The sequence below is a fragment of the Burkholderia sp. BE17 genome, from assembly GCF_009362305.1.
Classification (GTDB): Bacteria; Pseudomonadota; Gammaproteobacteria; order Burkholderiales; family Burkholderiaceae; genus Burkholderia; species Burkholderia pyrrocinia_C.
On sequence record NZ_WHNU01000088.1, the window covers coordinates 1 to 7168 of the forward strand.

General features: G+C 65.3%; 6 protein-coding genes and 1 pseudogene. 4 read left to right on the top strand and 3 right to left on the bottom strand.

The genetic code is table 11. From position 1 onward, the window contains the following. Window positions 1-237: 237 nt before the first annotated feature. Window positions 238-453, top strand: a pseudogene (locus GD429_RS41965) (helix-turn-helix domain-containing protein); the annotation flags it as partial. A 57-nt stretch (window positions 454-510) separates the two neighbouring features. Here GD429_RS41965 and GD429_RS39640 read toward each other — a convergent pair. After that, complete coding sequence (locus GD429_RS39640; protein ID WP_152865641.1) at window positions 511-1026, bottom strand: flavodoxin family protein; 516 nt, start codon at window positions 1024-1026, stop codon at window positions 511-513. An 87-nt stretch (window positions 1027-1113) separates the two neighbouring features. Then, the gene (locus tag GD429_RS39645; RefSeq protein WP_152865643.1) at window positions 1114-1656 is read right to left on the bottom strand and encodes an Hsp20/alpha crystallin family protein; all 543 of its coding nucleotides are present in this window, start codon (window positions 1654-1656) and stop codon (window positions 1114-1116) included. Between the two features lie 236 nt (window positions 1657-1892). Here GD429_RS39645 and groL point away from each other — a divergent pair, with 236 nt between their 5' ends. Further along, a complete protein-coding gene (gene groL, locus GD429_RS39650; RefSeq protein ID WP_321575144.1) occupies window positions 1893-3527 on the top strand; it encodes a chaperonin GroEL in 1635 nt (544 codons plus the stop codon). Window positions 3528-3827: 300 nt separating this feature from the next. On the opposite strand, the gene GD429_RS39655 is transcribed toward groL, so the two are convergent. Next, complete coding sequence (locus GD429_RS39655; RefSeq protein WP_152865646.1) at window positions 3828-4481, bottom strand: dienelactone hydrolase family protein; 654 nt, start codon at window positions 4479-4481, stop codon at window positions 3828-3830. 138 nt (window positions 4482-4619) lie between these two features. On the opposite strand from GD429_RS39655, the gene GD429_RS39660 reads away from it, so the two are divergent. Both GD429_RS39660 and acsA read left to right on the top strand, forming a co-directional pair. Further along, the gene (locus GD429_RS39660) at window positions 4620-5159 is read left to right on the top strand and encodes a DUF3326 domain-containing protein (RefSeq protein ID WP_321575145.1); all 540 of its coding nucleotides are present in this window, start codon (window positions 4620-4622) and stop codon (window positions 5157-5159) included. A gap of 221 nt (window positions 5160-5380) precedes the next feature. Beyond that, window positions 5381-7150 carry an acetate--CoA ligase gene (acsA, locus tag GD429_RS39665; protein WP_152865648.1) on the top strand — a complete coding sequence of 590 codons (1770 nt, stop codon included), beginning with the start codon at window positions 5381-5383 and terminating at the stop codon, window positions 7148-7150. The last annotated feature ends 18 nt before the right edge of the window (window positions 7151-7168 follow it).

Consider the following 7168-nt stretch of genomic DNA (forward strand, 5'->3'; position numbering starts at 1 on the left):
GCCCGCCTTCGACACGGCGTAACGAATAAACCAGGACAAACAGGCAGCAAAACCAACCCTAACCCCAACCTCAAAACCGGACATTTCTATTTAGCTGGCGCCACGACATCTTGAAATGGCTACGACATTAGTTGTAGTGGCTAAGTTGTAATGTCCGCTTCTGGCCAAGTTCAAATGTCCGCTTTTCGACCCATCGTAAGCTGATCGGCCGCTGGGAATCCAGCGCTGGAGGCTTCGATGGCTGCAACGGAACGGATCACGATGACAATGCGCGAGCTGGACAGGTTCAAGGTCATTCAGGACGTGGCGGACGGCAAGCTCAAGCCATGGCGTGCAACGGCACGGCTGGAATTGACGACACGACAGATTCGCCGGCTGGTCGCCCGGCTGCGGGAACACGGACCTCAAGGTCTTACGTCAGGACGGTTTGCCAAGCCCAGCAACAACCGGCTGCACGAGCGCCAGTCAATGACATCCCGCATTCGCCCTCCGGTCGGCCCGTGGCATGCATCAGCGCATATTGGTCAACGGGGCCGCTTCTGCCAGCCTGCGCGCGGTCTGTTCGGCGAATGCCGCCAGAATCGGGCTGGCTTCGCCGTGCAATGTTTCGCGCGGCGTCACACGGCATTCGGCAAGCGGCGACTTGCGCGCGAGCATCCGCATTTGTGTCAACGCGGAATCCGCGCCGCGTTGCGCAAAGCTGCAGAAGAATGCGACACGCGGCAGGCGCCGCTGATTTGCGTCGAGATAGGCACGCACCGGCGACGATACGCAGCCTGCCCAGACCGGGGAGCCAATCACCACGAGGTCGTACGCGGACGGATCCCGCTTCGGTGCAACGATCTCCGCCGGTTTCCGATTGATTGCCTCGACAAGCGAGCGCAGATATCCGAACGGGCCTGCCCGACTTTGCGTCACGAAGATCTCGTCGACGTCGGCGTCAAGCATCGCGGCCAGCGCGGTTGCCGCCCGGCGGATCGTGCCTGTCCGCGAATAGAACACGACAAGTATTTTGCCGGCATACATCACTGCCTCCTTCATGCACGCGTTGCCGAACAGGCGTGTGCATTCCCGAGACGCCGATTGGCGCAAACCTGTTGACCCAGCCCGGCATCAACCCGCCTTGACCTCGATTTTCTTCTCGGCCTTGCGGGCTTCCGGCGTCTTCGGCAGCGTGACCGTCAGAACGCCCTTCTGGAACGACGCCTCGATCTTGTTCCTGTCGACACCGTCGGGCATCCGGAAGTAGCGCTCGAACGAGCCGAAGCGCCGCTCGTGGACGTAGTAGTCCTTGTGCTGTTCCTCCTTCTCTTCGTGCTTCTCGCCGCGAATCGACAAGCCACCGTTCGCGAGCTTGACTTCGATATCCTTCTCGCTCAGCCCCGGCAGTTCGGCGGTGATTTCGTATGACTTGTCGGTCTCGGCGAAGTCGACCGCGGGCTCGGCCGTCCATTCGCGTTCACGACGCCAGAATGGTTCTAGGTCAAGGATCGAGTGCCTCGCCGACGGCACGCCCGCGCCGCGATTGAATTCGTCGAAGAGACGATCCATCTCGTGTCGCAGCGTTTCGATCGGATGCCAGTACGGCGCCATCAGCGAACGCTCCGCACTCTCCTGCGGCTGCTTGACCGGCAGTTTGGTGGACGATTCTTTCATGTCGTACCTCCTTCTCGTAGGTAACGCACTCATTCTCGATTGGCCAGGACCGCGGCAATTGATGGAGATCAACGCTCGGGATGGAGAAACGGAATGCCCTTCTGCGAGCACAGGGCTGCACGCAACGCTTCGCGCTTGTTGATCCAGGTCAATCGGCGCGAAGCGCCGGCAGGTGGAATATCGATAGCCGGTTTCGCGACGTTTCGTGTCCGGCTTCGTGGAAGAGGAGGCGTATCGTGCCCGCAAAATCGCTGGTCTTTCATCAGGACGCCCGGCAACGGCTACTCAGAGGCGTCAACGCGATAGCCGAGGCAGTCAAGATTACGCTCGGACCGGGCGGGCGCAACGTGATCGTCGAGCAGGCCGGCACCGCGCCGCTGGTCGCAAACTCGGGCGTCGTCGTCGCCGGCTCTGTCGACCTGCCCGATCCGTTCGAGGAAATGGGCGCCCGCTTGCTGCGCGAAGTGGCGACCCGCACGAGCGAAGTCGCCGGCGACGGCACGACCACCGCCACCACCCTCGCCCAGGCCATTGTCGCCGAAGGGATCAAGTGCGTCACTGCCGGTCACGACCCGATGGCGCTCAAGCGCGCGATCGAGGCCGCCGGCCGCGACGTGGTCGCCGAACTGCATCGCGTGTCGAAACCTTGCGCGAGCGCGGATGAAATGCGCCAGATCGCGACGATTTCCGCAAGCGGCGACAGCACGATCGGCTCGCTCGTCGCGCAGGCCGTCGAGCGTGTTGGCAAGGACGGCGCGATCAGCATAGAGGACGGTACGAAGCTCGACGACGAACTCGAGACGGTGGACGGCTCGCTGATCGACCGCGGCTATCTGTCGCCGCTGTTCGTCGAATCGGACAATCATCGCGTCGTCCTTGACGAGCCGCGCATCTTGCTGTGCGACATGAACATCAATGCGATCGCGCAAATGTTGCCGGTGCTTGAGGCGCTCAGCAGCACCGGCAAGCCCCTTCTCGTCGTCGCGAACGAAGTGGAAGGCGAAGCGCTTGCGACCCTCGTCGTCAACCATCTGCGCGGCACGCTGAAATCGTGCGCGATCCGCTCGCCGGGATTCGGCGAGGCGCGCACCGAGCAGCTCGGCGACCTCGCCGCGCTGACCGGCGCGACGGTCATTTCAGCTCAGGCAGGCCGCACGCTCGAGCGCACGACGCTGGACGATCTCGGCGCCGCGCGTCGTGTGGAGATTACACGCGAGACAACGACCGTCATCGCCGGGCGCGGCGAGCGCAAGCGCATCGACGACCGTGTCCAGGCGCTGCGTACGCGTGTTGCCACGACACCGCCCGGATACGAGCGCGATGCGCTGACGCGCCGTCTGACGAAGCTCGCGGGCGGCGTCGCAGTGATTCGTGTCGGCGCCGCGACGGAAACTGCGCTGCGCGAGCGCAAAAATCGCTTCGAGGATGCATTGCACGCGACGCGCGCCGCGATGGAGGAAGGCATTGTGCCCGGCGGCGGCGTCGCACTGCTGCGTGCGCGGCGCGCACTGGAAGCCAATGGCGCGGACCTGACGGATGTGCAGCGCACCGGCGCGAGAATCGTGCACGACGCGCTGGCATCGCCGCTGCGTCAGATCGCGGAGAATGCGGGAGCAGACGCACAGGCTGTGGTACACGCGGTCGATGCCGCGACCGGGCCATTCGGATATGACGCGGCGACGGCGACATATGGCGACATGATCGCAGCCGGGATCGTCGACCCGGTCAAGGTTGCACGCTCGGCGCTGCAGAACGCGATCTCGGTCGCATCGCTGCTGCTCACAACGGACTGCATGATCGTGAATCGCCCACGCTCGGCCCCGTCACCAGGCGCGCCGGGCCCGGGAAACTGGAGCGACGGGATCGGCTGATCCGTCCGCGTGCCAGGTGGATTGCGGACGACCCGCCTGGCATGCAGAGTATGCGGGCATGCATCTTCAGCAGACCGAATCGCGCTTCCCGCTCAAGTCATACCGCTGCCCTTCCGACCTCGCGCAGCCGACGCGCGCCTGCGCGTACAGGCGCTCTGTGCCTGCAGCACGTCATCCGGGCGATATGCCGCCGGTGCGGGCGCGGGACGCTGCCGGCACGGCGCGCCACCGAACTGCCATCAGCGTCTTGCGCATTCGAAACGTTGCTTTTATCAGGCGAATCGGCCACGATCAAACCCTCTATCGGAGACCGGCCGAAAGCCAGCGAATGAACCACGAAGCAGCGAGCCGCGCGACCGTGTCGAGCGCGCCTGGCTCCTCGAACAGATGGGTGGCGCCGGGAACGATTTCGATCGCGGTTTCGCACGTCAGGCGCGCGGCAGCCAGCCGGTTCAGATGCAGCACCTGCTCGTCGCACGCGCCGACGATCAGCAGCGTCGGCGCGCTCACGTGCTCGAGCGTGTCGCCGGCCAGGTCGGGACGGCCGCCGCGGGACACGACGGCGCCGACGGCCGGATCGTGCGCGGCCGCGACGAGGGCCGCCGCCGCGCCCGTGCTCGCGCCGAACAGGCCGATCCGCAATGATCCGGTATCCGGCTGCGCCCGTGCCCATGCAATCGCGGCCGACAAGCGATCTGCGAGCAGCTGGATATCGAAGCGATAGATTGCCGTGCGACTGTCGACGCGTTCCTCGTTGCGATCGAGCAGATCGAACAGGAGTGTCGCGAACCCCGCATTCACGAGCGTCGCCGCAACCGCGCGGTTGCGCGGACTCAGGCGACTGCTACCGCTGCCGTGCGCGAACATGACGAGGCCGCGCGCCTCATACGGCGTCGTCAGTACGCCGTCGAGACGCGTCCCGTCGATCGACATCACGATGTCGCGCGTTTGCATGGGATGCTCCGCTTGAGTTGATCCGAGACGGTCACCGATACCGGCCACGGTAGGTCATGCGCTGCAGGGTGCGGTTGATGCAGATCAGCGGGCGGCAAACCCGTCCGGGTCGCAAGCCCGGACACGGGTGAATTCCCCGTGCCGGGCTACCACAGTCCGCGGCGCGCCGCGTGCGAGCCAGACGAGTCGCAGGCCGTCGCGCACGAGGATCTCGGCGTGGTCGATCCGCGAATGGCCGCGGAAGCGATCTCGACCGGCTTCTTCATGTGCGTACTGAAGGGCTTGCGGCAAAGCCCGCGCCTTATCACGCGCGCCGCCGACATGCGTGCAAGCGACGTCGTCACCGCAGCCGACGTGTCGTGTGTCGTGATTCCGGGCGGGTGCCTCGGCCTGCCGGTGCTCGCGGCCCTCGAACAACGGATCCCCGTGATCGCGGTGCGCGGCAATGCAAGCATCATGCGCAATGACCTGGCCGCACTGCCTTGGGCTCCCGGTCAGTATCACGAAGTCGACAACTATCTCGAGGCGGCCGGGCTGCTGGCTGCGATACGGCACGGCATCGCTCCGGCGGCGTTGCGGCGGCCGCTTTGCGCACCGATCGTCGTCGCGAGCATGCCGGCGTCCGAAGACACGCATCCCGCCCTGCCGGCCGCCGCCGCGTATCTTCCCGAAATCTGATGGCCGCCGTCCCGCTTTCGCAGTGCAGCAGCCGGCGTGTTTTCCATGCTTTCGCCCGGCCGCGCGCGAACTGGCGGACGAATGATGTAGCGGCGATTCATGCAACGGGGTCGTGTGCGCCAGGCACGGCTTGCGCAACGATCCGGCATTGATGCAAGTCAACGGACAACCGGTGGCGGCTACTTAAATTGAAACCGTCTGACCGACCGCCAGATGGCCACATGAACGCTCCCGCGATCATCGCAAAAACACCCGCCGACTTGCGCGTCGCGCCGAATCTTCTCGACTACGATGACGAGCGGCGCCGCTTTTCGTGGGCATCCGTCGCCCGGGAACTCGCCGTCGAACCTGCCGGCGGCATGAACATCGGCTGGCTGGCGGTCGACCGTCATTGCGCCGGCCCTCGCCGCGACAAGATCGCCCTGCGCTTTCTCAGCCGCAATGCCGCGCCCCGCACAGTCAGCTATGCCGAGCTCGCGACGCTCACCAACCGTTTCTGCAACGTGCTGCGCAGCCTGGGCGTCGGCAAGGGCGACCGTCTCTTCATCGTCGCCGGACGGATCCCCGAAATGTATGTCGGCATGCTCGGTGCACTCAAGAACGGCACGGTTGTCTCGCCGCTCTTTTCCGCGTTCGGGCCGGAGCCGATCGTGACGCGAGTCAATCTCGGCGCGGGGACGGTGCTGCTCACGACCGACACGCTCTTCGAGCGCAAGATCGCGTCATGGCGCGAACGCATGCCGGATCTCAAGCATGTTCTGCTCGTCGCGGACGAGCCCGGTACCACGACCGCCATTGCCGGCACCCACGACCTGGCGTCGCTGATGGCCCGCGCGGCGGATACGTGTCGATATGAAGCGACTTCGCCGGAGGACATGGCCCTGCTGCATTTCACGAGCGGCACCACAGGCACGCCGAAGGGCGCGATACACGTACATGCGGCAGCGGTCACGCACTGGATCACCGGACGCTATGCGCTCGATCTGCATGACGACGACACGTACTGGTGCACCGTCGACCCCGGCTGGGTCACGGGCACGTCGTACGGGATCATCGCGCCGCTGCTGCATGGCGTCACCTCGATCGTCGACCGCGAGGAATTCGATGCCGAGCGCTGGTATGGCCTGCTCGAGGACGAGCGCGTATCCGTCTGGTACACGGCCCCGACCGCCGTTCGCATGCTGATGCGGGCCGGCGTCGAGATCGCAAGGCGGCACGCGTTCCCGAACCTGCGCTTCGTCGCCAGCGTCGGCGAGCCGTTGAACGCGGAAGCCGTCTGGTGGGGAAAGGACGCGCTGGGACTGCCGATCCACGACAATTGGTGGCAGACGGAAACCGGCGGAATCATGATCGCTAACACACCCGCATTCGACATCAAGCCCGGTTCGATGGGAAGGCCGCTGCCGGGCGTGGATGCGGCGATCGTGAAGCGCGACGCGAACGGCGGCGTGCAATTCCTGGACGGACCGGACGTCGAAGGTGAACTCGCGCTCAGACGCGGCTGGCCATCCATGTTCCGCGGCTATCTGAACGAAGACGCGCGCTATCGAAAGTGCTTTTCCGGCGAGTGGTATCTGACGGGCGATCTGGCGCGGCGCGATGCGGATGGCTATTACTGGTTCGTCGGGCGCGCCGACGACGTCATCAAGTCGGCCGGTCACTTGATCGGCCCGTTCGAGGTGGAAAGCGTGCTGATGGCGCATCCGGCGGTTGCGGAGGCGGCGGTGATCGGCAAGCCGGACCCGGTGGTGGGCGAATCGGTCAAGGCATTCGTCGCGCTGAACCAGGGGCAGCGCGCCGACGAAGCGCTCCGGATGGCACTCCTCGCCCACGCGCGAAAGCGCCTCGGCGCGGCCGTCGCACCCAAGGAGATCGCGTTCGTCGAGCAGCTCCCGCACACGCGCAGCGGCAAGATCATGCGCCGCCTGCTGAAAGCCCGCGAGCTGGGGTTGTCGGAAGGCGACACGTCGACACTGGAGAGCGGCTCATGACACCCCTGGACCATGCGC

What these genes read in the sequence shown, in the direction of transcription:
- acsA (WP_152865648.1), top strand. Translation starts at nt 5,381, where the DNA reads ATGAACGCTCCCGCGATCATCGCAAAAACACCCGCCGACTTGCGCGTC.
- GD429_RS39645 (WP_152865643.1), bottom strand. Translation starts at nt 1,656, where the DNA reads ATGAAAGAATCGTCCACCAAACTGCCGGTCAAGCAGCCGCAGGAGAGT.
- GD429_RS39655 (WP_152865646.1), bottom strand. Translation starts at nt 4,481, where the DNA reads ATGCAAACGCGCGACATCGTGATGTCGATCGACGGGACGCGTCTCGAC.
- GD429_RS39640 (WP_152865641.1), bottom strand. Translation starts at nt 1,026, where the DNA reads ATGTATGCCGGCAAAATACTTGTCGTGTTCTATTCGCGGACAGGCACG.